Below are 25,164 nucleotides of genomic sequence, written 5' to 3' on the forward strand. Positions count from 1 at the left end.
ATGAGTGCCATCGACCTCGGATTCACCACGGGAGACGCGGTGCTCATCACCGGCGCGGGCAGCGGCATCGGCCGGGCGACCGCCGTGCGCGCGGCCGAGCTCGGACTGGCCCTGAGCCTGTGGGATCTGAACCCCGAGGGACTCGAGGAGACCGCGACGCAGGTGCGCGCGATCGCCCCCGCGGTGCACACCTGGGTGGCCGACGTGTCGGACGATGCCGCCGTGTCCGCGGGTTTCGCCGACGCCGCCGCCACCCTCGGCCCGGTGCGCTACCTGCACAACAACGCCGGCCCCGCGTCTGCTTCCACACTCCCCTTCGACCGTGCCCTGGAGATCTGCGTGGGCAGCGTGCGCCGTGTGACCGACGCCTGGGCGGCGGCCGGTCCCGGCACCGGCGCCGCGATGGTCGCCACCACCTCGGTCGCCGGCAACCTCGTGGGCACCGACAGCGCGTGGTACTCCGCCGCGAAGGCCGCCATCATGGGCTACGTCCGCCACCTCGCCGCCCACCGCGCCCACGAGTTCCGCTCCAACGGCGTCGCGCCCGGGATGACCGACACCCCGCGGCTCGCCGGGTTCGCGAGCAGCGAGACCGGACAGCGTGTCCTCACGCGCATTCCGCTGAAGCGCATGGCCACGCCCGACGACATCGCCTGGGCCACACTGTTCCTGCTCTCGCCGCTCGCGGGCTACGTCAACGGCGTCTTCCTCCCGGTCGACGGGGGCTGGACGGTCACCCAGTGAGCACGGAGCCCGAGCGCCCGGTGCTGCACTCCCACACGACCCGCCTCAGCTACGCGGACACCGACCCCGCGGGGATCCTCTACTACGCCGCCTGGTTCCCGAAGATGGAGGCGCTGCAGTCGGAGTTCCTCTATCTGCAGGGGCTACGGCAGGACACGCTGGTCGAGCGCTTCGGGTGGTGGACGGTGTCACGCGCCACGACGTGCGAGTACCTTGCCGCAGCCCGCCTGTTCGACGAGGTGCGCATCGACCTGCGTCTGGGACGCATCGGCGCCTCGTCATTCCGGTTCGCGTTCCGCATGACCCGACTCGACGACGACGTGCCGGTCGCGCGCGCCGAGAACACGGTCGTGACGGTCTCCCCCGCGCAGGAGCCCGTGCGCATCCCCGCCGACCTGCGCGCGCACCTGGAGCGCTGGGCGGGACGGGGCGCCGCATGAGCGTCGACCTGCGCACGATCGGCGACCGTCAGGAGATCGCGATGCTGCTCGCCCGCATCGCCCACCTGGCCGACGCGGGAGACCCCGCGGAGTACGTGCGGTGCTTCACTCCGGACGCGGTCTGGGACCTCACCGACGCGACCGACCTGCCGATGGACGTGCAGACGATCTCCGGGAGGGCGGCGCTGCTCGCGGGCGTGCACGAGCGCCGTGCGGCCGGCATCCAGGGCCCGGGCACCCACACGCGGCACGACGTGTCGAGCATCGCGGTCGAGGTGGACGGCGACCGGGCGCGGTCGCGCGCCTACTTCCGCTACTACCGCGGCACCGACGGGGCGCCGGTGCTCGCGGCGATGGGGGTGTACGCCGACGAGTTCGTGCGCGACGGCGACCGCTGGCTGCTGCGGCGACGCGTGATCAGCCGGGGCTGAGCCACGCGCGGGCCCGGCCGCTGCGTACGAGCTCGCGGTGCATCTCGGTCTGCCGCAGCGCGGAGTGCAGCCAGAATCCGTCGAGCCCCTGCCATCCCGCGGTCCACGTGAGGCGCTGCGCGTACTCCCACACCGGGCTGTCGCCGAGCTCGTCGACCAGCGCTGCCACCTCGGCCGTGCGACGCAGATGGTGGGCCGCGATCCGAGCCCGCCGTTCCCTCAGCCCGGTGAACCGGAACTCGTGGCCGGGCAGCACCGTGAAGGCGTCGAACGGCGCCAGGCGGTCGAGCGAGTCGAGCAGGTCGCCCAGGGGCTCATCGCCCGGCAGCACGCCGATGCCGACACCCGAGTAGATGCGCGGCAGCACGTGATCGCCCGTGAACAGCAGTCGCGCCTCTCGGTCGGCGAGGCAGACGTGACCGCCCGTGTGCCCCGGGGTCGCGACGACCTCGAGGCGCCGCCCGCCGAGGTCGAGCACGTCGCCGTGGGCGAGCAGCACGTCGGGCTCCACGTCGCCGGTGAGGGACGGACGCGTGAACGACGCCAGGAGCTCGGCGTGGCGATCGCGGGGGACGCCCCAGCGCTCGACCGTATGGCGGTAGGCCGCGGGGTCGGTGGCCGCGGGATCGACCACGACACCCAGCACCCGTCGCTCGGCGGACGACATCGCGATGCGGGCTCCCGTGCGGTCGCGGAGCCGTGCGGCGAGCCCGAGGTGGTCGGGGTGGTGGTGGGTCACGACGACCGTCGCGAGCTCGGACAGCGCGCGGCCGGCGGCGGCGAGCGCTTCCTCGATGCGGGACAGGTTGCCCGGGGTGTCCCACCCCGGATCGATCAGGTGCACGCCGTCGCCGCCGAGCACGGCGTAGGCGAGCGTGCCGGGCAGCGTACCCTCGGGGATCTCGACCGGGATGCACCACAGGCCGGGGGCGATCTCGGCGGGCGGGCACAGTTCGCCGCGATCCCACGCCGTCCGCTCCGCCTCGTCGACGGGGACCACGTCGTCCGCTACCGCGTTCATGACACCACCCTAGCAATCGCTTGTTCATTTCACGAGATCCGGCTAGCCTGACGCCTGGGACGCGGTCCCGCGAGCGGGACGGTGACAGTGGAGTCGGGACGAGAGCGCCACGAGCGCGCAGTGGTCGCACTGCTCGCCGCATGCGGCATGCTGACCTCCCTGCAGTTCACGCTCATCGTGCCCATCCTGCCGCTCATGCCCGCCCTGCTCGGCACCACGGCCGCCGATGCGTCCTGGCTCATCACGGTCACCCTGCTCACCGGGGTGGTCGGCACACCGGTGGTGACGCGGCTCGCCGACCTGCACGGCCGCCGGCGGATGCTGCTCGTGGCCATGGCGCTGCTCGTCGCCGGATCGGTCATCGCGGCCGTCGTGCCCGGATTCCTCGCGGTGCTCATCGGCCGGGCGCTCCAGGGATTCGGCACCGCCGTGGTGCCGATCGGCATCGCCCTCCTGAGCGCCCTCGTCTCCCGCCGCCGCGCCGTGCTCGGCATCGCCCTCATGAGCGGCACGCTCGGCATGGGCTCCGCGCTGGGCCTCGTGCTCGCCGGGCCGCTGCTCGCGTGGGGCGGACTGCCGGCCGTGTTCTGGTGCTCCGCCATCGTGGGCGCCGTGTTCTGCGTGCTCATCCGGCTGCGCATCGATGAAGCCCCCACGCGACCCGTGCGGGGATTCGACGGCATCGGGGCCGTGCTGCTCGCGCTCGGGCTCACGGCCCTGCTGCTCGCCATCTCGCGGGGTCAGTACTGGGGATGGGCCAGCGTGCCGACGCTCGGACTCGCGGCACTCGCGGCCGCGGCACTGCTCGCCTGGCTGCTGTGGGAGCGACGGCACCCGGCACCGCTGATCGACGTGCGCACGAGCCTGCGCGCACCGATCCTGCCGATCAACGTGGCCTCGTTCTTCGCGACGGCCGGCATGTACGCCAACCACCTGCTCACCACCCAGGAGGCCCTGGCACCCGCCGCGACCGGCTACGGCCTGGCCACCACGACCGCCGCCGCCGGGCTCTTCCTGCTGCCGTCCGCCGTGACGATGATCGCCCTCGCGCCCCTCGCCGCCCGTGTGATCAGCCGCTTCGGCGGGCAGCGCGCCCTGCTGCTGGGGTCGTCGCTCATGGCCGCGGCGTTCCTGCTGCGGATGCTGTTCCACGGCGCGGCCCTGCCCGTCCTGCTCGGCTCGGCACTGGTCGGCGCGGGGGTGGCGTTCGCGTTCGCGGCGATGCCGTCGCTCATCACCGCCTCGGTCCCTCCAGACGAGGTCGCCACCGCGAACGGTGTGAACTCGGTCATCCGCACGCTGTCCGGCGCGGTCGTCGCCGCTCTCTTCGCGTTCGCGATCACCGCCCTGCCCTCGGCCGCCGATCCGTCCTTCCTGTCCGAGCAGGCGCTTCTGCTGTGCTTCGGCGCCGCAGCGCTGTGCGGTGCCGTGACCGCCGTGCTCGCCACCGTCCTCCGCCTCCCCCGTCTCCCGGAGTCGCCATGACCCTGTTCTCGCCACTGACCCTGCGCTCCGTGACGCTGCCCAACCGCATCGGCATCTCCCCCATGTGCATGTACGCGTCCCGTGAGGGCTTCGTGACCGACTTCCACGTCGCGCATCTCGGACGCTTCGCCCTGGGTGGTGCGGGGCTCGTGATCGCCGAGGCGACGGCCGTGCATCCGCGGGGCCGCATCTCGCCGTTCGACGCGGGGCTGTGGAGCGACGAGCAGGTGCCGGGGTGGGGTCGGGTCGCCGAGGTCGTGGGTGCCGCGGGCGCCGTTCCCGGGGTGCAGCTGGGCCACGCGGGGCGGCGGGCAGCGGTGCGCGAGCCGTGGCGGGCCGGTGCACCCCTGGACGAGACCGACGCCGCGGTCGGCCACGGCCCCTGGCCCCTCGACGCCCCGAGCGCCCTGGCGGCAGGACCGGGCCACGCCGTGCCCGCGGCGGTCACCGCGGCCGACATCGCCCGCTCCGTGCAGGACTGGCACGACGCCGCGGTGCGGGCGGTCGCCGCGGGGTTCCGCTTCGTCGAGCTGCACGGCGCCCACGGCTACCTGCTGCACTCGTTCCTCTCCCCCGTGTCGAACCGTCGCACCGACGCGTACGGCGGCAGTCCGCAGAACCGGCTCCGCTACCCGCGCGAGGTGGTCGCCGCCGTGCGGTCGGCGATCGGCGACGGCATCCCGCTGTCGTTCCGGCTGTCCGCGGTCGACGGCGCCGCGGACGGACTGGGGATCGACGACACGGTCGGCATCGCGCGCGCCCTCGCCGCGGAGGGCGTGGACCTCATCGACACCTCGTCCGGGAGCATCACCACCGACCGCTCGACGGACACCAGGGTCCGTCGCGGCTTCGCCTTCCACGCCGACTTCTCCCGCCGCATCCGCGACGAGGCCGGGGTGCCGACCGCGACGGTGGGCCTGATCGTGGACCCCGTGCAGGCCGATCGACTGCTCGACCACGGCGACGCCGATCTCGTGCTGCTCGGCCGGGAGGCGCTCGACGACCCCAACTGGCCGCATCACGCGCGCGCGGCGCTCGGCGACGACAGCCACGAGGGATGGGACGTGCGGTTCGGCAGCGCCCTCGGTCCGCGCGCGCGGACGCTCGCCCGGCTCGCCGCCGCGGGTGAGACCCCGCTCTCGCGCTTCGAGGGCTGAGCCGGAGCCCGAGCACTCAGGGAGCGAGCAGCTCTCTGGCGACCGCATCCCCGTCGAGCAGGTGATTGCGGCGCTCCCGCACGCGCCATCCGTTCGTCGTGCGCACCAGTTCCCACCGGTTGGCGCTGACCCGCTCCGCTTCCCAGTGGTCGCCGTCGCGCAGCAGCACCACGGAGTGCGTCACGGCCACCGCTGTGTCCCCGTCGATCTCGATCCGAGGGGCGGAGAGTACGTGCGCGCAGCCGCGGCGCAGATACTCGCGGTGCGACGGCAGGTCGACCAGGGTCCGGATACCGTCCGCGTCCAGAACCGTGTCGTCAAAGCGGTAGGTGCCATCCGCCGCCCAGAGCGCCGAGACCTCGGCGGCGTCCGCGCTGTCCACGGCGGGCCCGTACCGCGCGATCAGCTCGGCGATCTCTGCGCGGTCCTCGAGCGCCCGCAGCCGCCGTTCGAGATCGGCGCTCACCAGTCCTGCCACGGGATGATCGTGTGCACCGGGGTCGACAGAACGACCTCGCCCGCCCCGGGGAACCGCTCTTCCACGGCGCGCAGAGCCGGGGTCACGAGGTCGGGATCGTCCTCCAGATAGAGCAGGCGGAGGCGCAGGGACCCCGGCTCATCGGCCGGGCTCTCGTCGAACGGCAGGGAGGAGTGCCGCTGCGGGTGGCTGTACGAGAAGGTCCAGGCGCCGGCGACGCCGTCCACGTCGAGCAGGGCCGGGATGAGTTCGCGGTCCTCTCGCCGATGCGCCTCGTGGGCCTTGTGGCCATGCGGCTCGGCGAAGCGGGTGGCGGTGAGGTGCAGTCCGCGGTTCGGGCGGTAGGGCAGCACGTCGGGCGACACCAGAGCGCGCGGGGCGGCATAGCCCTTCACCGGACGGAAGAACGCGAGCAGGGGGCGCTGGATGCCCGGGAGCAGCGGCCCGCGACCCCACTGAAACGAGGCCTCCCCGAGCGCATCCCACGCGGCGACGGACTCGTCGACCGGGTCGCGGAACCAGTACATGGCGACGAAGTCCACAGCGCCGGCGAGTGACCCTGTGGCCAGACCATCACCCGTCGGTCGCACTTCCCACCGGTCTCCCCCTGCGACGCCGGGCAGGGCGAGGTTCTCGGGCCGGTGGTCGAGCTGATGCCAGCGGTTGTACTCGGCGTGCTGTGAGCGGTCGTCGAGACGGACGAAGGAGAAGAAGGCGAGAGGCAGCGACACGCCCCAGTCAAGCGTTTGCTTGGTGACCTGTCAACACCCGCTCGCCTCGGGCGATCAGCGACCGGAGACCTTGCCGAAGAGCTTCGCGATCGGGGCGAGCACGAGCGGACGCGCCGCCGCCCACGCGCCCGCGATCACGACGAGCGAGAGCACGAACACCCAGAACCCGGTCCAGGTCGCCGCATCCTGCGCCGCGAACATGTGGTTGAGGTTGCGCTGGAACCCGGTGAGCATCACGAGTGCCACGTGCACGACGATGAACGCCACAAAGTACAGCATGATCGGGAAGTGCAGCGCGCGCGCCCACTCCACCGGGTACGCCTTCGACAGCCGCTCCGCCCTCTTCGGCCACAGCCCCGACATGCGGAAACCGGTGGCGGCGGCGAGCGGCGCCGCCACGAACACGGTCACGAAGTAGGCGAGCTGCTGCAGGCTGTTGTAGTTGTTCCAGCCGTTCTCGTGCGGCCAGTCGAGCGAGACGTACTGCAGGGCCGCCGACAGCGCGTTCGGGAAGACCTCCCAGCTCGTCGGCACGATGCGCACCCAGTGCCCGGTGACGAAGAGCAGCACCACGAAGGCCACGCCGTTCACGAGCCACAGGATGTCGAGCGCCTGGTGGAACCAGAGGTTCAGGCTGATCTTTCCCTTGGGGTTGTTCCGCGGCGTCCAGAACACGGTCGGCCGCTTCTCGGTGCGCACCTGCAGCCCCGAGCGGATGATCAGCACGATCAGGAACATGTTGAAGAAGTGCGCCCAGTTGACCCACGGCGCGAAGCCCGGCTCGACCGGGATCGCCGGCTCGTACTCGCCGGGGAACGCAGCCAGGAAGTCCTGCATGAACGGGACGCTCAGCAGCGCCCGCACCAGCGCGACGGCCGCGCCGGCGAGCACGCCCAGGGCCGCGGCACCGAAGAGCCCCGTGATCGCCTGCGTCCAGGTCGGGCGGCGGCGACCCGTGTCCGGAGCGGTCGTGAGGTGACGCGGCGCACGGCCGTTCCACACCGTCCGCGTCCACGGCAGCGGCGTCGCGAGGTCGGCGGCCGGCACGATCTCCGTCGTGCTCGGCGTCGCGGCGGCGGGAGCGGTGGCAGCGGCGGAAGCGGCGGCAGCGGCGGAAGCGGCAGCGGCGGCAGCGGGAGCGGCGGCAGCGGCGGGAGCGGCGGCGGAAGCTGCAGCAGCGGCGGCGGCGGGAGCGGCAGCAGCGGCAGCGGCGGCGGAAGCTGCAGCAGCGGCGGCGGCGGGAGCGGCAGCAGCGGCGGGAGCGGCAGCAGCAGTGGCGGCGGAAGCGGCAGCAGCGGCGGGAGCGGCAGCTGTCCCGGTGGACGACGGCACGGTCCCGGCGGACGACGGCACGGTCCCGGCGGGCGGCCACGGCTCGCCACCGGCGACGCGCGGCAGACCCCGGCGCACCGTCGCGGCGCCGGGTGTGGGCGCGGGGGCGGACGGCGCGCCGTCCGCGATCGAGGCTCCGGGCGCATCAGTCGCGGCACCCTCGGCGGGCGAGGCGATCCCGGGTGCCGCGGCACCGGGTGCCGCGGCACCGGGCGCAGCCGCCACCGAAGCAGCTGCCACCGAAGCAGCGGCACCGGGCGCAGCCGTCACCGAAGCGGCCTCGGGAACGGGGGCGGGCTCGGCGCCGGTCGCAGATCCGAGCCCGGCGGAGGCCGACGCGGGCGGCCAGGGCTCTCCGCCCGGAACGCGCGGCAGGCCTCGACGAAGACGCGACGGCCCGGATGCGGCCGTCGCGGGAGGCGTCGCGGCGACAGAGGAGGCCGCAGAGCTCGCGCTCGGCTCGGCCGGCGGGGTCGTCTCGGCGCTGGTCTCGATCACGGGCGATGCGGCCGCGACGCCGACACCGCTCGCACCGTCCTCCGCGGCCGCGGAACCGACAGCGGTCCCGGACTGCGCCTGCGAGCCGGAGAGGGCCGCCGACGCCTCATCCGCACCGACGGAGGCCGCATCCGCGACCTCGACGGACACGTCGGCCGGCGGCCACGGCTCGCCACCGGGCACACGCGGCAGACCGCGTCGCAGCATCCGCGTGGCCATGACTACTTCTTCCGCGCCTCGAGCGCGGCGATCACCTGCGGCACGATCGTGAACACGTCGCCGACGATGCCGAAGTCCGCGACGTCGAAGATCGGCGCCTCCGGGTCTTTGTTGATCGCGACGATGTTCTTCGACGTCTGCATGCCCGCCCGGTGCTGGATCGCGCCGGAGATGCCGAGTGCGACGTACAGCTGCGGCGACACCGAGACACCCGTCTGCCCGACCTGGTGCGACTGGGGGATGTAGCCCGCGTCGACGGCCGCGCGCGAGGCGCCGACCGCCGCACCGAGGGCGTCGGCGAGCTCCTCGACGAGCACGAACTTCTCCTTCGACGCCAGGCCGCGCCCCCCGGAGACGACACGGGTCGCCCCGCGCAGCTCGGGCCGGGTCGACGTGGCCTCGACGGCTTCGACCGGACCGGCGGTCGCCGCGACCGCACCCGACGGGGCGACCGTCAGCTGCTCGACCTGCGGGGAGGCGACGGCCTCGGCCCGCGCGTCGACCGCGCCCTGCCGCACCGTGACCACGAGCGTGCCGTAGGTCGCGGCCGCATCGACGAGGTAGGCCCCGCCGTACACCGAGTGGTGGGCCACGACGCCCTCCTCGTCGCGGGAGACCCCCACGGCGTCGACGGCGAGCGCACCGGGGAGGCGCACCGCGAGGCGACCGGCGACGTCGCGTCCGGAGATCGAGTTCGACACGAGCACCGCATCGGGCTGCACCTGTGCGACCGCGGCCTGCAGGGCGTCGACGAGCGGCACAGTGAGCGCGGTCGCATCGCCCTCGGCGGTCAGCACGACGGCGGCACCGGCGGCCGCGGCCTGATCCACGGCCTCCTTCCCGCCGCCCACGACGAGAGCCACGGGGGTGCCGATGCCGGCCGCAGCCCCCAACAGAGCGGCGGTGCTGCTGGCGGCGTTGCCCGACGGGTCGAGGTCGACCAGGACGAGGATCGGGTTCTCGGGGTACGCCATGTCACACCAGCCTGTTCTGCACGAGGAAGTCGACGAGCTTGTCGGCGGCATCGCCCTCGTCGGTGATCTTGACGCCCGCGGCGCGCGGCGGCTTCTCCGCGACCGCGGTCATGATGGTGCGGGGCGCCGCGGCGGGATCGGCCGACACGTCGAGGTCGGCGAGGGTCACCACCTCCAGCGGCTTCTTCTTCGCCGCCATGATGCCCTTGAAGTTCGGGAACCGGGCGTCGGGAAGCGCCTCGGTGATCGAGATGACCGCGGGCAGCGGTGCCGTGACCTGCTGCCCGCCGAAGTCCGCACCCCGGGTGCCCGAGACGCCGTCCGCCGTGATCTCCACGGACGTGAGCGCGGTGGCCTGCGCCCAGCCCAGGTGCTCGGCGAGCATGGCGGGGATCACACCGCCGGAGCCGTCGGTCGAGAGGTTGCCCGTGATGACGAGGTCGGGGGCGCCACGACGGATGGCCGCGGCGAGGACCTCCGCGGTGAGCCCCAGGTCGGCACCGGCGAGCTGCTCGTCCGCGATGTGGATGGCCGAACCGGCACCGATCGCGAGCGCGCGCCGCACCGACGCGGTGGACCCCTCGGGTGCCATGGTGAGGGCGACGACCTCCGTGCCCTCGTTCTTGTCGGCGTGGCTCAGGGCCACTTCGAGGGCCCGCTCCGTGATCTCGTCGAGCACGACGTCTCCGGCCGCACGATCCGCGAGCCCCGTCTCGAGATCCAGCTTGCGATCGCCATAGGTGTCCGGCACCTCTTTGACCAGGACGAAGATCTTCATCGAATGCTCCTCACGACACGGCGAGTCTATCGGCATGGCGGTCTATGTAGCCAAAAACCGAGGAAACCCCCGGCTGCGGCCCGCGAATCCGCGGTGAATGTATACATAACCGACAGCCACGCCCTGCGCGACCGCGTCCGAGGCAACCCGCGACGCGCCGGTACCGTAGAGACGTGGTCCGCCCTCGCCCTCTCCCCGTCGATCCGCTCGCCGAAGCCAAGCGGCAGTGGGTGGCGCACGGCTGGACCGACGCGGCCGACGGCATGACGGTCGTCACCTCGGTCATGCGCGCGCAGCAGCTGCTGCTCGCCCGGGTCGACGCGGCCCTCAAGCCCTTCGCGCTGAGCTTCGCGCGGTATGAGGTGCTGCGGCTGCTCGCGTTCAGCCGCACCGGGCGGCTTCCGCTGTCGAGCGTCGTCGCGCGCCTCCAGGTGCATGCGACCACGGTCACCAGCACCGCCGAGCGCCTGGTCCGCGACGGCCTCGTCGTGCGCGAGCCGCACCCGCACGACGGCCGGGCCGCGATGCTCGCACTGACCGCGGAGGGACGCGACCTGGTCGAGCGTGCCACCGCCGCGCTCAACGCCGACGTGTTCGCCGACCCCGGCCTGAGCCACGACGACGCCGCCGAACTGGTCGCGATCGTCGCCCGCATGCGCCGCGACGCCGGGGACTTCATCGACCCCCGCCCCCTCCCCGAGCCCCTCTGATGCCCCGGTTCGTGATCGAGACCGTCGTCGCCGCGCCCCCGCAGGAGGTGTTCGACGCCGCGCTCGACCCGGCCCTGCACCTCGCGTCGATGGCCCGCTACGGCGAGACGATGATCGAAGAACCCGCGGGTGGCCGCTTCTCCGAGGGGTCGACGGTGACCTGGCGCGCGCGGCACTTCGGCATCCCCTTCCGGCTGCGCTCCGTGGTCTTCGACATCGAGGCGCCGTCCCGGTTCACCGACCGCCAGCTCCGCGGGCCGTTCGGCGACCTCCGGCACGAGCACGTCTTCGAACCGCATCCGCGCGGCACCCTCATGCGCGACACCATCGCGTTCCACTCGCCCCTCGGGCCGCTCGGCCGCCTCGTCGACGCCCTGGTGCTCGGCCGCTACATGGAACGGCTCATCCGCGAGCGCAACGACGCCCTGGTCGCTGCGATCGAGGGGCGGCGGGCGTAACCTCTGGGCATGAGCGAACTGCGCCTGCACACCGTCCTCACCGGTCGCGGTCCCGCCGCGGCGATCCAGCTCACCGACGAGCAGGTCGCCTCGTTCGGGGCCGGCAAGAGCTTCCCCGTCGCCGTCACCATCGGCGGCCGCACCGCGCGACTGCGGCTGGCCCGCATGGGCGGCGAGAACCTCATCGGCTTCAGCAAGGCGGTTCGCGCCGACCTCGGGGTGGAGATCGACCAGGAGGTCGACGCCGTGATCCGCCTCGACACCGCCGAGCGCACCGTCGACGTGCCGCCCGCGCTGGCCGAGGCGCTCGACGCCGACCCCGCCCTGCGGGCGGCCTTCGACGCCCTCTCCCCCAGCGCCCGCAAGGAGCACGCGCGCGCGGTCGCCGAGGCCAAGCAGCCGGCGACGCGCGACCGCCGGATCGCGAAGATCCTCGACGGTCTCCGCGGCTGACCGTTCACAGCCCTCAGGACCCCGGGCGAACCGGCGCCACACCGCGCGGTGCGCGCAACAGTCCCGCGTCTCTGAGGAGCCGTGAACCAGGGTCAGCGGTTCTGGAAGTCGGGCTGGCGCTTCTCGCGGAACGCGGCCATGCCCTCCTTCTGGTCGGCCGTGTCGAACAGCGCCGCAAACGCCTCCTTCTCATGAGCGAGGCCCTCCGCGAGCGTGGTCTCCATGGCCGCATCGAGGGCGGCCTTGGCGGCGTACACCGACGGCAGCGACTTCGCCGCGATGCCGTCCGCGAGCGCGGTCGCCTCGGCCAGCAGCTCCGCCGCGGGCACGACGCGCGACACCAGTCCCGCCCGCTCGGCCTCCTCCGCGCCGAGGAAGCGGCCGGACAGCACGAGCTCGGCCGCCTTGTAGTAGCCGACCGCGCGGATGAGCCGCTGCGTGCCGCCCATGCCCGGGATGACCCCGAGGTTGATCTCGGGCTGTCCGAACTGCGCGGTGTCGGCCGCGAGAATGATGTCGCACATCATGGCCAGCTCGCACCCCCCGCCGAGCGCGAAGCCCGACACCGCGGCGATGACCGGGGTGCGCACGGCGGCGAAGTCCCGCCACGCCCCGAAGTGATCCGTCTCGCGCATCTGCGCCGCCGACATCCCCTCCATCTCCTTGATGTCGGCTCCGGCGGCGAACGCCTTCTCCGAACCCGTGACGACGATCGCGCCGATGCCGTCGTCGGCGTCGAAGGCGAGCGCGGCGGCCGTGACCTCCTCGGCGACGGTGCTGTTCAGCGCGTTGAGGGCCTGCGGGCGGTTCAGGGTGATCCATCCGACCCGTCCGCGCTGCTCCACCAGGATCGTCTCGTACTCGGTCATCTGTCTCCCTCTCCGTCGTGGTTCTGCTTCAGTATCGCCCGTCGCGTCGGTCGCCCCGTCGCCGGCGCTCCCGCTCGGGCACCGGTCGTCCGGTCGCCGGCGCTCCGCGCTCCGCGACGGGGGTGCTACACGCGGTCGTCGCGGATGTCGGTGATGATGCCGGAGAAGTCGCGCGTGGCCCCGTCGCCCGCGGCGTACGCGGCGTAGAGCTGCTGCGCGAGCCGGCCCATCTTCGCGTCGGTGGAGGTCTGCTCGATCGCCTGCAGCGCGAGCCCGAGATCCTTCGCCATGAGCGCCCCCGCGAAGCCGGGCTGATAGTCGCGGTTGGCGGGGCTCGTGGGCACCGGACCGGGCACGGGGCAGTTCGTCGTGATCGACCAGCACTGCCCCGACGCCTGCGACACCACGTCGAACAGCGCCTGGTGCTCGAGCCCCAGCCGCTCGCCGAGCACGAACGCCTCCGCCACGGCGATCTGCGACACCGCGAGCACCATGTTGTTGCAGACCTTCGCCGCCTGGCCGAGACCCGAGCCACCGCAGTGCACGATCCGCTTGCCCATGACCTCGAGCAGCGGCAGTGCCGCCGCGTAGTCCTCGTCCGAGCCGCCCACCATGAACGCCAGCGTCCCGGCCTCGGCGCCCACGACCCCGCCGGACACCGGGGCGTCGATGTTGCGGTGACCGGCGGCGAGCGCGAGCGCGTGCGCGGCGCGGGCCTCGTCGACCGCGATCGTGGACGACTCGATGAACAGGGTGCCGGGGCGCGCCGCCGCCAGCAGCTCGGTGCGATACGCCTCGATCACGTGCTTCCCGGCGGGGAACATCGTGATCACGACCTCCGCGTCGGTCACGGCCTCCGCGCCGCTGGCCGCCACCAGGATCCCGGCCGCCCGCGCCGCCTCCACGGCCGCGGGCACGAGGTCGAAGCCGTGCACCTCGTGTCCCGCCGCGACGAGGTTCTTCGCCATCGGCAGGCCCATGTGGCCGAGGCCGAGGAAGGCCACGCGGGTCATGAGGCGCTCCGCATCGACGCCGACCCCGCCGGCCGCAGCATCTCCCGGCCGACGATGAGTCGCATGATCTCGTTGGTGCCCTCGAGGATCTGGTGCACGCGCAGGTCGCGGACGATCTTCTCGATGCCGTAGTCCTGCAGGTAGCCGTAGCCGCCGTGCAGCTGCAGCGCGCGGTTGGCGACGTCGAAGCCGGCGTCGGTGGCGAACCGCTTCGCCATGGCGCAGCGCATCGTGGCGTCCGGCGCCTTCGCGTCCACCGCCTCCGCACCGTCGCGCACCATGAGCCGCGCGGCCTGGAGGTCGGTGCGCATGTCGGCGATCGCGAACAGGATCGACTGCTTCTCGGCCAGCGGCTCCCCGAACGCCACCCGCTCGTGCACGTACTGCACGGCGCGGTCGAGGGCCGCCTGGGCTCCGCCGAGCGAGCAGGCGGCGATGTTGAGGCGCCCGCCGTTGAGCGCCGACATCGCGATCGCGAACCCGCGACCCTCGTCGCCGAGCATCGCGGCCGCGGGCACCCGCACGCCGTCGAGGATCACCTGCCGGGTGGGCTGCGCGTGCCAGCCCATCTTCTTCTCCGGGGCGCCGAAGCTCAGCCCCTCGGCGTCGCCCGGCACGAGGAAGGCGCTGATGCCGCGCGCTCCCGGCTCGCCCGTCCGCGCCATCACGACGTACACGGCCGCCTCGCCCGCCCCCGAGATGAACTGCTTGACGCCGGTGAGCAGGTAGTCGTCGCCGTCGCGCACGGCGCTGGTCGCCACGTTGGCGGCGTCGGATCCGACCCCCGGCTCGGTGAGGCAGTAGCCGCCGAACTCCTGCATGGCCGTGAGCTGCGGCAGCCAGGCGGCACGCTGGGTGTCGTCGCCGTAGGTGTCGATCATCCACACCACCATGTTGTGGATGGAGATGTAGGCGGCGACCGCGGGGTCGGCCTTGGCGAGCTCCTCGAAGATCGCGACGGTGTCGACGCGGGACAGGCCGGTGCCGCCGTACTCCTCGCTCACGTAGATGCCGCCGAGCCCGAGCTCGCCGCCGCGGTTGAGCGACTCCCGTGGGAACAGGTGCTTCTCGTCGCGCTCGGCGGCCTGCGGGGCGAGCTCGGTCTCGGCGAACTCGCGGACGGCGTCGAGGATGGCCTCGCGCTCCTCGGCGGTGGTGGTGACGCTGGTCATGGTCATGTCGGTTCCTCGGGCGATCAGTGCATGGTGGGGATGACGAAGCTGGCGCCGTCGCGGATGCCGCTGGGCCAGCGACTCGTCACCGTCTTGGTCTTGGTGTAGAAGCGGAAGGCATCGGCGCCGTGCTGGTTGAGGTCGCCGAAGCCGCTGCGCTTCCAGCCGCCGAAGGTGTAATACGCGATGGGCACCGGGATCGGCACGTTCACCCCGACCATGCCGACCTCCACACGGGCGGCGAAGTCGCGGGCCGCGTCGCCGTCGCGCGTGAAGATCGCGACACCGTTGCCGTACTCGTGCTCCGACGCCATCCGCAGCGCCTCCTCGTAGTCCGCGGCCCTCGCGATCACGAGCACGGGACCGAAGATCTCCTCACGGTAGATCGCCATGTCGGTCGTCACGTGGTCGAACAGCGTCGGCCCGAGGTAGAACCCCTCCTCGTGCCCTGGCACCGTGAAGCCGCGGCCGTCGGCGAGGAGCGTCGCCCCCTCGTCCACGCCCTGCTGGATGTAGCCGGTGACGCGGTCCACGGCGTCGCGCGAGACCAGCGGGCCGTAGTCGACGTCGGCCGCGAGCGAGGGCCCGACCCGCAGCTGGGCGACCCGCTCGACGAGCTTGGCCGCGAGCGCGTCCGCCGTCTCCTCCCCCACGGGCACCGCGACCGAGATCGCCATGCAGCGCTCGCCCGCCGAGCCGTAGCCCGCGCCGATCAGCGCGTCCACCGCCTGGTCGAGGTCGGCGTCGGGCATCACGATCATGTGGTTCTTGGCCCCGCCGAAGCACTGCGCCCGCTTGCCGTGCGCGGCCGCGGTGGCGTAGATGTACTCGGCGATGGGCGTCGAGCCCACGAAGCCGACCGCGCGGATCCGGTCGTCGCTCAGCAGCGTGTCGACCGCCTCCTTGTCGCCGTGCACCACGTTGAGCACCCCCGCCGGGAGCCCGGCTTCGAGGAACAGCTCCGCCAGCCGGACGGGCACCGAGGGGTCGCGCTCGCTGGGCTTGAGCACCACGGCGTTGCCGGCGGCGAGCGCGGGCCCGGCCTTCCACAGCGGGATCATGGCCGGGAAGTTGAAGGGGGTGATGGCGGCGACGACACCCAGGGGCTGTCGCATCGAGTACACGTCGATGCCCGCGCCCGCGCCGGTGGAGTACTCCCCCTTGAGCAGGTGGGGCGCTCCGGCGGAGAACTCGATCACCTCGAGGCCGCGCTGGATGTCGCCCTTCGCGTCGTCGACGGTCTTGCCGTGCTCGCTCGCCAGCAGTTCGGCGAGCGACTGCATCTCGCGCTGCGCCAGGTCGAGGAACCGCAGCAGCACCCGCGCGCGCTTCTGCGGATTGGTCGCGGCCCAGGCGGCCTGCGCCTCCTCGGCGGTGGCGATCACGCGGCGCACCTCCTCGGCGGAGGCGAGCGGCACGCGCGCCTGCACCGCGCCGGTGCTCGGATCGAAGACGTCGGCGAAGCGTCCGTCGTCGGGGGTGAGAAGCGTTCCGCCCACGAAGTGCGGGATCGTACGGGTCATTGTGTGACATCCCTCCGTGCCGTCGTTGGCACATCGCAAGTTTACTCCGGCGTCCGTGAAAATACGAGGACGTCCTTGTATCTCCGCGCACGGCCGGTCCCCACCCCGAGCGGCGCCGTTCGCACCCCGTTCACCCGCGCGTCACCTCGGCCGATTACAACTGCAGGTGCACGGACAGTGACTCAGACCGGATCGGGTAATCGCGTCCTCCGTGCGCACGGTGAGCGCTCTCGCTCCCGTCGCGGCCCCCAACGCCGCGTGACCCCCGCCGAATCGGGTCGGCGGGGGTCTTCTCCGTGCGGACGCCGCCGCGCTCCGGCGAAATAGAATCGTGCTGGCGCCGCGACCCTGGCGCCCCCACCCCACCCGGCGTCCGCACCCCGATGCCCCCACCCCCGAGGACCGCACCATGTCCGCAACCGCCCCCGTGTCCGAGCCCGTCACCGTCTCCATCCGCCGCGAGGTCGACCCCGAGCGCATCGCCGAGGCGACCGCCTGGGTGCAGACCGGCGTGAACCTGGCGACGAAGTACCCGGGCTTCCTCGGCTCGGGGTGGGTGCGCGCGGGCGAGGACTCGCAGGTGTGGCACATGCTCTACCGCTTCGCGAGCGAGGAGTCGCTGACTGCCTGGGAGCAGTCGGGCGAGCGCACCTGGTGGCTCTCCATGGGCGAGGGCTTCGTGCGCAGCGAGCGCTCCAAGCGCCGCACCGGCATCGAGGGGTGGTTCGACGAGCCGTCCACGGGCTCCATCCCCGTGGTCGAGCCCGACGGCACGACCACGGTCGCGGTGGCCCCCGCACCGCCGCGCTGGAAGCAGGCGGTGTCGATCTGGCTCGGCTTCTTCCCCGTCAACCTCGCCTTCACGTACGCCATGAGCCCGGTGCCGGGATGGGACGGCCTGCCGATCTGGCTGCGCGTTCTCGCGACCACGCTCGTGCTCACGCCGATCATGACCTACTGGGTGCTCCCCTGGGTCACCCGCTCCCTGCGCGGCTGGCTCGCCCGCTGACGCTCACGCGCCGTCCGGCGTGACCTTCTTCTTCCCCGGCTCGACGAGCGACAGCGGATCCGCGATGTCCTCCAGCGACTTGCCCGCCGCGCTCACCCCGAACACCCCGCAGACCACGCCGCCGAACATCATGATCGCGGCACCGAGCACGTAGCCCCAGAAGAGCGGGCCGCGGTCGCCGGACTCGGCGCTCGCCCCGATCAGCGCCCCGTAGAGCACCGGGGCGATCGCGCCGACGAGCTGGCCGATGGAGAAGACGTACGAGATCACCTGGCTGCGCAGCTCCAGCGGGAAGATCTCGCTCACCGTCAGGTAGGCGGCGGACGCACCGGCGGAGGCGAAGAAGAACGAGGCGCACCAGAACGCCGTGTGCGTCGCCGCGTTCAGAACGCCCGCGTTGAACAGGAAGGCGCTGACCAGCAGGATCAGCCCGGCGAGCACGTACGTGCCGAAGAGCATGCGGCGCCGGCCCCACGTGTCGAAGAAGTGACCGAGGATGAGGGCGCCGGCGAGGTTGCCGACCGCGAAGACGATGAAGTACTGCGAGGCGGAGGCGGGCGGGGTGTCGTAGAAGTTCTCGAGCACCAGCGCGTAGGTGAAGAAGATCGCGTTGTAGAGGAACGACTGCGTCACCATCATCGTGATGCCGACCAGCGTACGGCGCGGGTACTTCTGGAACAGCACCTTCGCGATCACCAGGAACGGCACGCTGCCGTACTCCTTGACCGTGATCGCCTTGTCCTCGTCGACCGGGTCGATCGTCTTGCCCTCCTTGCGGATGCGCTCCTCGATCGCGTCGACGTTGCGCTCCGCCTCCTCCTCACGGCCGTGCGTCATCTGCCAGCGCGGGCTCTCCGGGATGTGCCGACGCAGCCAGATGATCAGCAGGCCGAGGATCGGACCGACGAAGAAGCTGAGCCGCCAGCCCAGGTCGGCGGGCAGGAGGTCGGTGTTGAGGAAGAACATGTTCGCCACGGCACCCAGGGCCGCACCGCCCCAGTAGGTGCCGTTGATCGCGATGTCGACGCGGCCGCGGTACTTCGCCGGGATGATCTCGTCGATCGCGGAGTTGATGGCGGCGTACTCGCCGCCGATGCCCGCGCCGGCGACGAACCGCCAGATGTAGAAGAACCACGGGGCGAACGCGAGACCGGCCACCGCGGAGCCCACGAGGTAGACCGCGAGCGAGATCAGGAAGAGGTTCTTGCGGCCGAGGCGATCGGCGAGGCGACCGAACACCAGCGCCCCGAACACCTGGCCCAGCAGGTAGCACGTGCCGGCGAGACCCACCTCGGCCGGGCCCATGCCGAGGGTCTCGGCATAGCCGTTCGCGGCGACGATCTGCACCTCGAGCCCGTCGAGGATCCACGAGAAGCCGAGGCCGACGACGATCATCCAGTGGAAGCGCGACCACGGCAGCCGGTCCATGCGCGCCGGGACGAGCGACCGGACCTCCTTGACGGTGACCTCGGATGCGGACATGAACCCTCCTTCGTGCGGGGCGCGAACGGCCCGCATCCGGTTCTACTCCGCCCGGGAATTCGCCGCATCGCCTTGACCCCGAGGGCTCCATCACGCTACAGCGCCGCCGAGAACCCTCGGCGGCGCTGTCAGATCGTGCTCGCGGCGGTCAGGCCGACGCCTCCTCGGGGCGCTCCTGCACCTCGATCGCGGCGGTGTCCGGCGTGTACCCCTCGACGTGCCGCTCCTCGGCTCCGACGTACGCCGAGAGCGGCCGAATCAGGGCGTTCGACGACTGCTGCTCCAGGATGTGCGCCGTCCACCCCGTGATCCGCGCCGCGACGAACAGCGGCGTGAAGGTCAGGGTGTCGAAGCCGATCAGGTTGTAGGCGGGGCCCGACGGGTAGTCCAGGTTCGGGTAGATGCCCTTGCGCTCCACGAACTCGCCCTCCAGACGCTCGTAGAGCTCGGCCACCTCCGGGCGGTCGTAGTGGCGTACCAGGGTGTCGAGCGCGGCCTTCATGGTGGGCACCCGCGAGTCGCCGCGCTTGTAGACGCGGTGACCGAACCCCATGATCTTGCGCTTCTCGGCCAGCGCCTTGTCGAGCCACTCGGTCACGCGGTCGGCCGCGCCGATCTCGTCGAAGATGTGCATCACGGCCTCGTTCGCACCGCCGTGCAGCGGGCCCTTGAGCGCCCCGATCGCCCCGACGACCGCGGAGTACAGGTCGCTGAGCGTTGAGGTGATCACGCGCGCCGTGAAGGTGGACGCGTTGAAGGAGTGCTCCGCGTAGAGCGTCATCGAGCGGTTGAACGCATCGACCACCACCGGGTCCTGCTCCTCGCCGAACGTCATCCAGAGGAAGTTCGCCGCGTAGTCCAGGTCGTCCCGCGGCTCGACCGCCGGCAGGTCCCGCCGCCGCCGCTGCCCGTAGGCGACGATCGCCGGAAGGGCCGCGAACAGGCGCAGGCTGCGCTCCAGGTTGACCTCGGGCGTGCCGACCGCATCGAGCACGTTGCGGATGCCGGCCGTCTCGACCGCGCCGATCACGCTCACCGCCGTGCGGACCTCGTCCATCGGGTGGGCGTCCAGCGGCAGCCGGTCGATCGCATCCTTCACCTCGGGCGTGAGGGCGCGGTGCCGCCGCTCCTCCAGCCGGAACGCCGCGAGCTCCTCCCCCGTGGGCAGCTCGCCGTTCCACAGCAGATACGCGACGGCCTCGAACGGCTGCGTGTCGGCGAGTTCCTGCACCGGGTAGCCGCGGTACAGCAGGCTGTTCGTCTCGGGGTTGACCTTCGAGATCGCGGTCGTGTCGACGACGACCCCCGCGAGGCCCTTCTTGATGTCCGGCTCGGTCATGCTCACTCCTTCGTGATAGTGAAGTTGAAGACCCCGGAGTCGAAGTGGTTGTACGACTCGTAGTCGATCAGGTCGTAGAGATCGGCGCGGTGCTGCATCTCGCCGAGCGTCGAGGTCAGATGCCCCTCGTCGTTCAGCGTATCGAGCGCACGGCCCGCGGCGCCCATCGCGATCCGCAGCAGCGACACCGGCCAGATCACCATCCGCACCCCGGCGCTGCGGAGCTGGTCGACCGAGAACAGCTCGCTCTTGCCGAACTCGGTCATGTTCGCGAGGATCGGCACGTCGAGCGCCTCCGCCATCGCCTCGAACTCGCCGAGCGTGCGCATCGCCTCGGGGAAGATCGCATCGGCACCCGCGTCGACCAGGGCCTTCGCGCGGTCGATCGCGGCGTCCAGTCCCTCGATCGCCCGGATGTCGGTGCGCGCCATGATCAGGAAGTTCTCGTCGCGGCGGGCGTCGGCGGCGGCACGGATGCGCTTGATCGCGGTGTCCTGATCGACCACGCTCTTGCCGTCGAGGTGACCGCAGCGCTTCGGGTTGATCTGGTCCTCGATGTGGGTGCCGGCGAGTCCCGCGTCCTCCAGCTCCTGAATGGTGCGGGCCACGTTCATGGGCTCGCCGAAGCCGGTGTCGGCGTCGACGATCGCGGGCAGGTCGGTCATGCGCGCGATCTGCTTGGCGCGTCCGGCGACCTCGGTCAGCGTCGTGAGGCCGATGTCGGGCAGCCCCAGGTCGGCGGAGAGCACCGCGCCCGAGATGTACACGCCGTCGAACCCCTTCTGCTCGATCAGCCGGGCGCTGAGCGGGTTGAACGCGCCGGGGAACCGCAGCAGCTCGCCCGAGGACAGGCGCTCCCGGAACAGCCGCCGCTTCTCGGCGGGCGTGACGGTGGAGTACAGCATCAGAACAGGCCTCGGGGAGCCGGGGCGGCGTCGAGCACACCGGGCTTCGCGACGATCGACAGCTCGGCGACCTCGGCGGCCGTGAGCTCGGGGAGGCGCTGCACGAGCTCCAGGAACCGCTCGATCTCGGCCGGCTCCAGCACGGGCTCCGCGAGCAGACGGAACTTCGCGATGTAGTCGGCGCGGGCGAACGGTCGCGCGCCGAGCGGGTGCGCATCGGCCACGGCGATCTCGTCGACCACGGTGCTGCCGTCGGTGAGGCGGATCTCGACGCGACCGCCGAACGCCTTCTCGTCCGGATCCTCCGAGTGGTAGCGACGCGTCCACTCCGGGTCCTCGGCCGTGGTGATCTTGTGCCACAGGGCGACCGTGTCTGCGCGGCCCGCGCGCTCCGGGGCGTACGAGTCGACGTGGTGCCAGCCGCCGTCCTGCAGCGCGACCGCGAAGATGTACGGCACCGAGTGGTCGAGGGTCTCGCGCGACGCGGTGGGGTCGTACTTCTGCGGGTCGTTCGCGCCGGAGCCGATCACGTTGTGCGTGTGGTGGCTGGTGTGGATGACGATGGACTCGATGTTCGCGGGGTCACGGAGGGCCGGGTTCGCGAGGCCGAGGCGGCGGGCGAGGTCGATCAGCGCCTGCGCCTGGTACTCCGCGGAGTGCTCCTTCGTGTACGAGTCGAGGATCGCGCGCTTCGGCTCACCCGCGGCGGGCAGCGGCACGTCGTACGCGGCGTCCTTGCCATCGAGCATCCAGGCGATCACGCCGTCCTCGCCCTCGTAGATCGGTGCCGGGCTGGTCTGTCCGCGCATCGCCCGGTCGACCGCCTCGACGGCCATCTTGCCCGCGAAGGCCGGGGCGTGCGCCTTCCACGTGGAGATCTCGCCCTTGCGGCTCTGCCGGGTCGCGGTGGTGGTGTGCAGCGCCTGGCCGACCGCCTGGTAGATGGTCTCGACGTCGAGGTCGAGCAGGGTGCCGATGCCGGCCGCGGCCGACGGGCCGAGGTGGGCGACGTGGTCGATCTTGTGCCGGTGCAGGCAGATCGCGCGCACCAGATCCATCTGGATCTCGTAGCCGGTGGCGATGCCGCGCACGAGCGCCCGGCCGTCTTTGCCCGCGTGCTGGGCCACCGCGAGGATCGGCGGGATGTTGTCACCGGGGTGCGAGTACTCGGCGGCGAGGAACGTGTCGTGGTAGTCGAGCTCGCGCACGGCGACACCGTTCGCCCACGCCGCCCACTCCGGGCTGGTGCGGTGGTCGAGCGCGGCGCCGAACAGGTTCGCCCCGGCACCCCCGGTCGACACCGGGTGGCTGAACGCCTGCGCGCGGGCGGCCACGATGGGGGCGCGGGTGAGCGAGGCCGCGGCGACGGCGGCGTTGTCGATGATGCGGTTGACGATCATGTCGACGACGGGCTGCTCGACCTCGACCCGGTCGACGGCGACCTCGGCGATCTTCCACGCGAGCTGGTCCTCGCGGGCGAGGTTCTCGGAGCTGGCGTGCACGCGGACGTGGTGGGTGACGGTCATGAGTGTCCTTCGCTGTCGGGGAGGGAGTCGAGGATGCCGGTGAGCGCGTTGTGCAGGTGCACGTGCGTGGCATGGGCGGCCAGGTCGCCGTCGCGCGCGGCGAGCGCCTGCGCGATCGTGCGGTGCTCGGCGGCCGACGCGGCGAGCCGGGCGGGCTTGTCCTTGGCCATGCGCCGCACCCGCACCAGGTGCGTGCGCACGGTGCGCAGGGCCGCGGCGATGTAGTCGTTGTCGACGGCGTCGTCGAGGGCCGCGTCGAAGCGGGCGATCAGGGCGTAGTAGGCGTCACGGCCCGCGGCCCGCGTCAGGTCGACGTGGGAGAACTCGTCGGCGAGGGCGGCGAAGAGATCCGCGTCACCCCGGGCGGCGGCGAGGCGGGCCGAGGTCTCCTCCAGCGCGCGGCGGATCTCGAACAGCGAGCGGATGTCGTCGGCGTCGAGGGCGGCCACCACCGTGACCCGGGGGGACTGCTGCACCACCAGTCCGTCGGCGGCGAGGCGGCGGAGGGCTTCGCGCATCGGGGTGCGGCTGACGCCGAGGCGCTCGGCCTGCTCGACCTCGCCCAGCACGAACCCCGCGGGGAGGGCGCCCGACTGGATGCCGTCGAGGAGGGCCGCATAGGCGCGATCGCTCGCGGACGTGCGCTCGACAGGGAGAACCATGCCCTCAGTGTATACATAAACCCGCTCGAGGTGGACGCGCGGTCGCGTTCAGGCTGTATTCGTATACATAGGCTCGGATGCGGCGACCCGCGGCTCGCCGAGCTTCACCACGACCACGCCGGCGAGCACGAGCACGCCCCCCAGCGCCTGCAGCGGGCCGGGGAGCTGGTCGAGCAGCAGCCACCCGAACAGCAGGGCGGCCACGACCTCGGCGAGCGCGACGAACGAGGCGAGACGCGAGCCGAGCATCCTCGTGGACACGATGCCGAGCACGTAGGCGAGCGCCGTCGCGATGAGCCCGATCGCGAGGACGGGCACGAACCAGGGAACAGTGCCGAAGCGGTACGCGACATCGGCCGTCGTCCACGCGAACGGCAGCACCCCGACCAGACCGGCGAGGGCCAGACCGACGGCACCGAGCAGGAGCCCGCTCCCGGCGAGCGCGATCGGCGGGAGTCCGGTGTCGGCCTTCGCCGAGAGCACGAAGTAGCTCGCCGCCCCCACCATCGCCCCCAGCGCCCAGAGCACGCCGACCACGTTCACCTGCGCACCGGTGACGATGTCGAGCATCAGCACGAGTCCGACGAAGGCGATCCCCGCCCCGAGCACGCTGCGCCGTGTCGGTCGCTCGCCGCGGCGCAGCCACAGCCAGAGCAGCACCGCGACCGGAGCCGTGTACTCGATGAGCAGCGCGATCCCGACATCCATGACGGCGACGGCCTGGAAGTAGCAGAGCTGAGTGGCCGCCACGGCGAGCAGCCCGTAGGCGAGGACCATCCCGGCGTTCCGGCGGAGGGCGCGCCACCGCCCCCGCAGCGCCAGGAGGGTCGGGAGCAGCAGGACGAGCGCTGCGACCCCCACCCGTACGGTGACGGCCGCGCCGGGCGTCCACCCCGCGTCGATGAGTCCGCGCGCCCACGCCCCGGAGGAGCCGAACGCGAACGCGGCGGCGACGGCCAGCGGGAGCCCGAGGCGCACATCGCTCCGCGTGCGGTTCCTGTCATCCGCCACGGTGCTCATGGACGATGACGCTACTCGCGGACGGAGTAAGATGTCAACATGGTCTTCACCGATGACACCGAGGATGCGCTGCGCGCGGCGGTCTGGCTCGCGAACTCCGCCGAAGAGCCCGACACCCTCGTCGACATCGACGACGAGAAGACGTTCCTCGAGGTGTTCCCCTACACCGGGAGGCTCGACCGCGACGGCGTGGAACTCGACGACCTGCGCGCCCTCCGCCCGCGGCTGCGAGCGATGCTGCTCGCCCCGCGCGACGAGATGGCCGCACACGTGAACGACGCCCTCGCCGAGCTGCAGCTCACTCCGCGGCTGGTGCGGCACGACGGAGCGGACTGGCACCTCCATGCGGTGCACGACGAGCGGCCGCTCGCCGAGCGCGTGCTCGTCGAGACGGTGATGGCGCTCATCGACGTGATCCGCGCGGACGAGGGCTCGCGCCTCACGGTCTGCGAGGACGACACCTGCCAGGCGATCGCGCTCGACCTCTCGCGCAACCGCTCCAAGCGGTACTGCTCCACGACGTGCGCGAACCGCAACGCGGTCGCGGCCTACCGCGCTCGGCGCGCACACGCCTGACACCGACGCCTCGCCGGTCGCCCGCGCCCGTCTCGCGCAGCTCCCGAGCGAAGGGGCCCATCTCGCTCCACGGCCCCTGAACAGTGACCGTCCTTCGTCCCGCTGCGCTCATTCGCGGATTGACTGCGCTCTTCACAAACGATTATCGATTAGTGTAAT

26 protein-coding genes are annotated in these 25,164 nt (G+C 72.1%); 10 read left to right on the forward strand and 16 right to left on the reverse strand.

The window, feature by feature from the left end:
* The 3 genes from KZC56_RS02785 to KZC56_RS02795 are packed head-to-tail and all read left to right on the forward strand — an operon-like array spanning nucleotide 1 to nucleotide 1,615.
* Nucleotides 1-744: an SDR family NAD(P)-dependent oxidoreductase gene (locus KZC56_RS02785; RefSeq protein ID WP_247637809.1), complete on the forward strand. Its 744-nt coding sequence runs from the start codon at nucleotides 1-3 to the stop codon at nucleotides 742-744.
* Entirely contained in the window at nucleotides 741-1,184 is a 444-nt protein-coding gene (locus tag KZC56_RS02790; protein ID WP_247637810.1) for an acyl-CoA thioesterase, read from the forward strand. Before KZC56_RS02785 ends, KZC56_RS02790 begins: the two co-directional genes overlap by 4 nt.
* Complete coding sequence (locus KZC56_RS02795; protein ID WP_136034047.1) at nucleotides 1,181-1,615, forward strand: nuclear transport factor 2 family protein; 435 nt, start codon at nucleotides 1,181-1,183, stop codon at nucleotides 1,613-1,615. The genes KZC56_RS02790 and KZC56_RS02795 overlap by 4 nt, the downstream gene beginning before the upstream one ends.
* On the opposite strand, the gene KZC56_RS02800 is transcribed toward KZC56_RS02795, so the two are convergent.
* Entirely contained in the window at nucleotides 1,602-2,636 is a 1,035-nt protein-coding gene (locus KZC56_RS02800; protein ID WP_247637811.1) for an MBL fold metallo-hydrolase, read from the reverse strand. The genes KZC56_RS02795 and KZC56_RS02800 overlap by 14 nt on opposite strands.
* 120 nt (nucleotides 2,637-2,756) lie before the next feature.
* Between KZC56_RS02800 and KZC56_RS02805 the strand changes: the two genes are divergently transcribed.
* Together KZC56_RS02805 and KZC56_RS02810 are read left to right on the forward strand one after the other, a co-directional pair.
* Nucleotides 2,757-4,121 (forward strand): MFS transporter, encoded by a 1,365-nt coding sequence (locus KZC56_RS02805; protein WP_136034043.1) that lies wholly within the window; start codon nucleotides 2,757-2,759, stop codon nucleotides 4,119-4,121.
* Nucleotides 4,118-5,278 carry an NADH:flavin oxidoreductase/NADH oxidase gene (locus KZC56_RS02810; RefSeq protein ID WP_247637812.1) on the forward strand — a complete coding sequence of 387 codons (1,161 nt, stop codon included), beginning with the start codon at nucleotides 4,118-4,120 and terminating at the stop codon, nucleotides 5,276-5,278. Before KZC56_RS02805 ends, KZC56_RS02810 begins: the two co-directional genes overlap by 4 nt.
* Before the next feature lie 16 nt (nucleotides 5,279-5,294).
* Here KZC56_RS02810 and KZC56_RS02815 read toward each other — a convergent pair whose 3' ends face one another.
* From KZC56_RS02815 to KZC56_RS02835, 5 genes are read right to left on the reverse strand one after another with little or no spacing between them, the layout of a single operon-like run.
* The gene (locus KZC56_RS02815; RefSeq protein WP_168443058.1) at nucleotides 5,295-5,744 is read right to left on the reverse strand and encodes a nuclear transport factor 2 family protein; all 450 of its coding nucleotides are present in this window, start codon (nucleotides 5,742-5,744) and stop codon (nucleotides 5,295-5,297) included.
* Nucleotides 5,741-6,487 (reverse strand): hypothetical protein, encoded by a 747-nt coding sequence (locus tag KZC56_RS02820; protein ID WP_136034426.1) that lies wholly within the window; start codon nucleotides 6,485-6,487, stop codon nucleotides 5,741-5,743. Before KZC56_RS02820 ends, KZC56_RS02815 begins: the two co-directional genes overlap by 4 nt.
* Before the next feature lie 54 nt (nucleotides 6,488-6,541).
* Nucleotides 6,542-8,536: a cytochrome b/b6 domain-containing protein gene (locus KZC56_RS02825; protein WP_247637813.1), complete on the reverse strand. Its 1,995-nt coding sequence runs from the start codon at nucleotides 8,534-8,536 to the stop codon at nucleotides 6,542-6,544.
* Between the two features lie 2 nt (nucleotides 8,537-8,538).
* Nucleotides 8,539-9,510, reverse strand: coding sequence for an electron transfer flavoprotein subunit alpha/FixB family protein (locus KZC56_RS02830; protein WP_247637814.1), 972 nt, complete (start codon nucleotides 9,508-9,510; stop codon nucleotides 8,539-8,541).
* Nucleotide 9,511: 1 nt separating this feature from the next.
* Nucleotides 9,512-10,288, reverse strand: a complete 777-nt coding sequence (locus KZC56_RS02835) for an electron transfer flavoprotein subunit beta/FixA family protein (protein WP_247637815.1) — start codon at nucleotides 10,286-10,288, stop codon at nucleotides 9,512-9,514.
* Between the two features lie 173 nt (nucleotides 10,289-10,461).
* Between KZC56_RS02835 and KZC56_RS02840 the strand changes: the two genes are divergently transcribed.
* Genes KZC56_RS02840 through KZC56_RS02850 form a run of 3 tightly spaced genes read left to right on the forward strand, consistent with a single transcriptional unit; the run spans nucleotide 10,462 to nucleotide 11,909 of the window.
* Entirely contained in the window at nucleotides 10,462-10,998 is a 537-nt protein-coding gene (locus KZC56_RS02840) for a MarR family winged helix-turn-helix transcriptional regulator (RefSeq protein ID WP_136029549.1), read from the forward strand.
* Nucleotides 10,998-11,456: an SRPBCC family protein gene (locus tag KZC56_RS02845; protein WP_136029547.1), complete on the forward strand. Its 459-nt coding sequence runs from the start codon at nucleotides 10,998-11,000 to the stop codon at nucleotides 11,454-11,456. Before KZC56_RS02840 ends, KZC56_RS02845 begins: the two co-directional genes overlap by 1 nt.
* A gap of 9 nt (nucleotides 11,457-11,465) precedes the next feature.
* Entirely contained in the window at nucleotides 11,466-11,909 is a 444-nt protein-coding gene (locus tag KZC56_RS02850; protein WP_136029545.1) for a YdeI/OmpD-associated family protein, read from the forward strand.
* Between the two features lie 92 nt (nucleotides 11,910-12,001).
* Here KZC56_RS02850 and KZC56_RS02855 read toward each other — a convergent pair whose 3' ends face one another.
* The 4 genes from KZC56_RS02855 to KZC56_RS02870 all read right to left on the reverse strand — a co-directional run bounded on the left by KZC56_RS02855 (nucleotide 12,002) and on the right by KZC56_RS02870 (nucleotide 16,486).
* Nucleotides 12,002-12,778, reverse strand: a complete 777-nt coding sequence (locus tag KZC56_RS02855; protein WP_136029543.1) for an enoyl-CoA hydratase-related protein — start codon at nucleotides 12,776-12,778, stop codon at nucleotides 12,002-12,004.
* Nucleotides 12,779-12,903: 125 nt separating this feature from the next.
* Nucleotides 12,904-13,791, reverse strand: coding sequence for a 3-hydroxyisobutyrate dehydrogenase (mmsB, locus tag KZC56_RS02860; protein WP_247637816.1), 888 nt, complete (start codon nucleotides 13,789-13,791; stop codon nucleotides 12,904-12,906).
* Complete coding sequence (locus KZC56_RS02865; protein ID WP_136029539.1) at nucleotides 13,788-14,969, reverse strand: acyl-CoA dehydrogenase family protein; 1,182 nt, start codon at nucleotides 14,967-14,969, stop codon at nucleotides 13,788-13,790. Before KZC56_RS02865 ends, mmsB begins: the two co-directional genes overlap by 4 nt.
* 17 nt (nucleotides 14,970-14,986) lie before the next feature.
* Nucleotides 14,987-16,486, reverse strand: a complete 1,500-nt coding sequence (locus KZC56_RS02870; protein WP_136029537.1) for a CoA-acylating methylmalonate-semialdehyde dehydrogenase — start codon at nucleotides 16,484-16,486, stop codon at nucleotides 14,987-14,989.
* A 409-nt stretch (nucleotides 16,487-16,895) separates the two neighbouring features.
* On the opposite strand from KZC56_RS02870, the gene KZC56_RS02875 reads away from it, so the two are divergent.
* Complete coding sequence (locus KZC56_RS02875; RefSeq protein ID WP_205812669.1) at nucleotides 16,896-17,495, forward strand: antibiotic biosynthesis monooxygenase; 600 nt, start codon at nucleotides 16,896-16,898, stop codon at nucleotides 17,493-17,495.
* A gap of 3 nt (nucleotides 17,496-17,498) precedes the next feature.
* On the opposite strand, the gene KZC56_RS02880 is transcribed toward KZC56_RS02875, so the two are convergent.
* The 6 genes from KZC56_RS02880 to KZC56_RS02905 all read right to left on the reverse strand — a co-directional run bounded on the left by KZC56_RS02880 (nucleotide 17,499) and on the right by KZC56_RS02905 (nucleotide 24,429).
* Nucleotides 17,499-18,977 (reverse strand): MFS transporter, encoded by a 1,479-nt coding sequence (locus tag KZC56_RS02880; protein WP_136029535.1) that lies wholly within the window; start codon nucleotides 18,975-18,977, stop codon nucleotides 17,499-17,501.
* 148 nt (nucleotides 18,978-19,125) lie between these two features.
* The gene (locus tag KZC56_RS02885) at nucleotides 19,126-20,316 is read right to left on the reverse strand and encodes a bifunctional 2-methylcitrate synthase/citrate synthase (protein ID WP_247637817.1); all 1,191 of its coding nucleotides are present in this window, start codon (nucleotides 20,314-20,316) and stop codon (nucleotides 19,126-19,128) included.
* Between the two features lie 2 nt (nucleotides 20,317-20,318).
* Nucleotides 20,319-21,221 carry a methylisocitrate lyase gene (gene prpB / locus KZC56_RS02890; RefSeq protein ID WP_247637818.1) on the reverse strand — a complete coding sequence of 301 codons (903 nt, stop codon included), beginning with the start codon at nucleotides 21,219-21,221 and terminating at the stop codon, nucleotides 20,319-20,321.
* Nucleotides 21,221-22,747, reverse strand: a complete 1,527-nt coding sequence (locus KZC56_RS02895; RefSeq protein ID WP_136029528.1) for an MmgE/PrpD family protein — start codon at nucleotides 22,745-22,747, stop codon at nucleotides 21,221-21,223. The genes prpB and KZC56_RS02895 overlap by 1 nt, the downstream gene beginning before the upstream one ends.
* The gene (locus KZC56_RS02900; protein ID WP_136029526.1) at nucleotides 22,744-23,409 is read right to left on the reverse strand and encodes a GntR family transcriptional regulator; all 666 of its coding nucleotides are present in this window, start codon (nucleotides 23,407-23,409) and stop codon (nucleotides 22,744-22,746) included. The genes KZC56_RS02895 and KZC56_RS02900 overlap by 4 nt, the downstream gene beginning before the upstream one ends.
* Before the next feature lie 48 nt (nucleotides 23,410-23,457).
* Entirely contained in the window at nucleotides 23,458-24,429 is a 972-nt protein-coding gene (locus tag KZC56_RS02905; RefSeq protein WP_247637819.1) for an EamA family transporter, read from the reverse strand.
* A gap of 39 nt (nucleotides 24,430-24,468) precedes the next feature.
* Here KZC56_RS02905 and KZC56_RS02910 point away from each other — a divergent pair, with 39 nt between their 5' ends.
* On the forward strand, nucleotides 24,469-25,005 hold the full coding sequence (locus KZC56_RS02910; protein WP_247637820.1) for a CGNR zinc finger domain-containing protein: 537 nt from the start codon (nucleotides 24,469-24,471) through the stop codon (nucleotides 25,003-25,005).
* Nucleotides 25,006-25,164 lie beyond the last annotated feature (159 nt).

The sequence above is a fragment of the Microbacterium sufflavum genome (assembly GCF_023091155.1).
In the GTDB taxonomy this organism is placed as follows: Bacteria; Actinomycetota; Actinomycetes; order Actinomycetales; family Microbacteriaceae; genus Microbacterium; species Microbacterium sufflavum.

Coding starts and splice junctions, on each gene's coding strand:
- KZC56_RS02785 (WP_247637809.1), top strand. CDS start 1: ATGAGTGCCATCGACCTCGGATTCACCACGGGAGACGCGGTGCTCATC.
- KZC56_RS02795 (WP_136034047.1), top strand. CDS start 1,181: ATGAGCGTCGACCTGCGCACGATCGGCGACCGTCAGGAGATCGCGATG.
- KZC56_RS02800 (WP_247637811.1), bottom strand. CDS start 2,636: ATGAACGCGGTAGCGGACGACGTGGTCCCCGTCGACGAGGCGGAGCGG.
- KZC56_RS02810 (WP_247637812.1), top strand. CDS start 4,118: ATGACCCTGTTCTCGCCACTGACCCTGCGCTCCGTGACGCTGCCCAAC.
- KZC56_RS02825 (WP_247637813.1), bottom strand. CDS start 8,536: ATGGCCACGCGGATGCTGCGACGCGGTCTGCCGCGTGTGCCCGGTGGC.
- KZC56_RS02830 (WP_247637814.1), bottom strand. CDS start 9,510: ATGGCGTACCCCGAGAACCCGATCCTCGTCCTGGTCGACCTCGACCCG.
- KZC56_RS02835 (WP_247637815.1), bottom strand. CDS start 10,288: ATGAAGATCTTCGTCCTGGTCAAAGAGGTGCCGGACACCTATGGCGAT.
- KZC56_RS02845 (WP_136029547.1), top strand. CDS start 10,998: ATGCCCCGGTTCGTGATCGAGACCGTCGTCGCCGCGCCCCCGCAGGAG.
- KZC56_RS02850 (WP_136029545.1), top strand. CDS start 11,466: ATGAGCGAACTGCGCCTGCACACCGTCCTCACCGGTCGCGGTCCCGCC.
- KZC56_RS02855 (WP_136029543.1), bottom strand. CDS start 12,778: ATGACCGAGTACGAGACGATCCTGGTGGAGCAGCGCGGACGGGTCGGA.
- mmsB (WP_247637816.1), bottom strand. CDS start 13,791: ATGACCCGCGTGGCCTTCCTCGGCCTCGGCCACATGGGCCTGCCGATG.
- KZC56_RS02865 (WP_136029539.1), bottom strand. CDS start 14,969: ATGACCATGACCAGCGTCACCACCACCGCCGAGGAGCGCGAGGCCATC.
- KZC56_RS02870 (WP_136029537.1), bottom strand. CDS start 16,486: ATGACCCGTACGATCCCGCACTTCGTGGGCGGAACGCTTCTCACCCCC.
- KZC56_RS02875 (WP_205812669.1), top strand. CDS start 16,896: ATGTCCGCAACCGCCCCCGTGTCCGAGCCCGTCACCGTCTCCATCCGC.
- KZC56_RS02880 (WP_136029535.1), bottom strand. CDS start 18,977: ATGTCCGCATCCGAGGTCACCGTCAAGGAGGTCCGGTCGCTCGTCCCG.
- KZC56_RS02885 (WP_247637817.1), bottom strand. CDS start 20,316: ATGACCGAGCCGGACATCAAGAAGGGCCTCGCGGGGGTCGTCGTCGAC.
- prpB (WP_247637818.1), bottom strand. CDS start 21,221: ATGCTGTACTCCACCGTCACGCCCGCCGAGAAGCGGCGGCTGTTCCGG.
- KZC56_RS02895 (WP_136029528.1), bottom strand. CDS start 22,747: ATGACCGTCACCCACCACGTCCGCGTGCACGCCAGCTCCGAGAACCTC.
- KZC56_RS02900 (WP_136029526.1), bottom strand. CDS start 23,409: ATGGTTCTCCCTGTCGAGCGCACGTCCGCGAGCGATCGCGCCTATGCG.
- KZC56_RS02905 (WP_247637819.1), bottom strand. CDS start 24,429: ATGAGCACCGTGGCGGATGACAGGAACCGCACGCGGAGCGATGTGCGC.
- KZC56_RS02910 (WP_247637820.1), top strand. CDS start 24,469: ATGGTCTTCACCGATGACACCGAGGATGCGCTGCGCGCGGCGGTCTGG.